We start from the raw sequence: 1504 nt of genomic DNA, 5'->3' as shown, positions 1-1504 counted from the left end.
CTTCGGCCACGCCCAGCGACGCCAGCAGGCCAAGGTCGGCCGGCTGCAGGATGCGTCCGKCGGCCAGTGCCGGCTGGCCGATGGCGAGGTCTTCGCCGCGCAGGCGGCGGTTGTCGCCGGCCCGTACCGCCTTGGCGTCAAAGCGAATCMGCTCGCCTTCGACGTCGACGAATTCCTGGGGAATCACSGTGTCGCAGCCGGCCGGCATGATGGCGCCCGTCATGATGCGCGCAGCCTGGCCGCGCGCGACCGCTTGCTCGCAGGCAGCRCCGGCRAAGGCGCTGCCGACCACCGTCAGGGTCACGYYGCCGCCCGCGGCCAACTCGCTGCTGGCGAACGCATAGCCGTCCATGGCGGAGTTGTCGTGCGCGGGCACGTCCAGCCTGGAGATGACGTCTTCGGCCAGCACGCGGTCGAGCGCTGTGCGCAGGGCGACCTGCTCGGTGCCCCTCACGGGCTCGACCACCTCGCCGATGATCTGGTTGGCCTGCGCCACCGGCAACGCACCGGGATCGTAGTCGGACAGGCAGGAAATGACGGATTGTAGTGATGGCATGGACCGTTCCCGGGGCAGCGGCCTGGCTTGGGTTGTCAGCGCGCTTCGAGCGTGCGCAACTCATCCAGGGTATTGATATTGGCGAAGGCGCCGGCGTCTTCGAACAGCACTTCGGCCAAGCGGTGTGAGGCGGCCCAGGTTTCGATCTTGCGGCCGCCGCCGTTGAGGAAAGCCACCAGGCCGTCGAGCGCCGTGACCGGCATCAGGCAAAACACCGGCTGGACCTGCCGGCGGCCATCCGCGTCGATGGTGACCGGGATGGCCATCTCGGCGCCTTGCGCGTCGATCGCGCTCGCCAGGCGCACTGCCAGGTCGGATGGCAGGAAAGGCGAGTCGCAGGGGGCACTCAGCATCCAGCCCGTCTGGCATTGCTCAAGCCCGGCCAGCATGCCAGCCAGGGGCCCGGCGAAGTCCGGCACCGAATCGGTGACCACCGGCACACCGAAKGACTCATACGCGGCCAGGTTGCGGTTGGCGTTGATCAGCACGCCACCGGTCTGCGCGGACAGGCGCATCAGCGTATGCATCGCCATGGGCGAGCCGCGAAACGGCTGCAGGCCCTTGTCGGTGCCGCCCATGCGGCTGCCCCTGCCGCCGGCGAGGATCAGGCCGGTAATGTCTTCGCGAGAAATCATCGGGGGATGGGAGGATTGGGTGATCGGTTGGGCGGGGCGGCTGTCGTCAGCCGCCAATATAGGACATCTCGATCTTGTTCTCGGCACGCGCCTGCCGCACCGCGGGGTCGCTGCGTTGTTCCGAGTAGTGATCGGTGCGCCCTTGCCAGACCGCGGCAATGGCGTTGGAGATTTCCAGGTCGCTATGCTCGCCGCGCAGCAGCGCGCGCAGGTCGTAGCCTTCGGTGGCGAACAGGCACAGGTAGAGCCGGCCTTCGGTCGACAGGCGGATGCGGCTGCAGTCGCCGCAGAAGGCGTGGGTGACGCTGGAGAT

At 68.3% G+C, this 1504-nt stretch carries 2 protein-coding genes and 1 pseudogene; all 3 read right to left on the bottom strand.

What is annotated here, in order from left to right:
* Positions 1 to 556: MoeA family protein (locus AC1DS3_RS38570; RefSeq protein WP_477129355.1), on the bottom strand; the 556-nt coding region annotated here is incomplete at its 3' end.
* Between the two features lie 35 nt (positions 557 to 591).
* Positions 592 to 1191 (bottom strand): molybdenum cofactor guanylyltransferase MobA, encoded by a 600-nt coding sequence (gene mobA / locus AC1DS3_RS38565; protein ID WP_477109740.1) that lies wholly within the window; start codon positions 1189 to 1191, stop codon positions 592 to 594.
* Between the two features lie 46 nt (positions 1192 to 1237).
* Positions 1238 to 1504, bottom strand: a pseudogene (locus tag AC1DS3_RS38560) (GTP 3',8-cyclase MoaA); the annotation flags it as partial.

Source organism: Cupriavidus sp. 01L46, from assembly GCF_056399905.1.
This window is presented reverse-complemented; position numbering and strand designations above follow the sequence as displayed.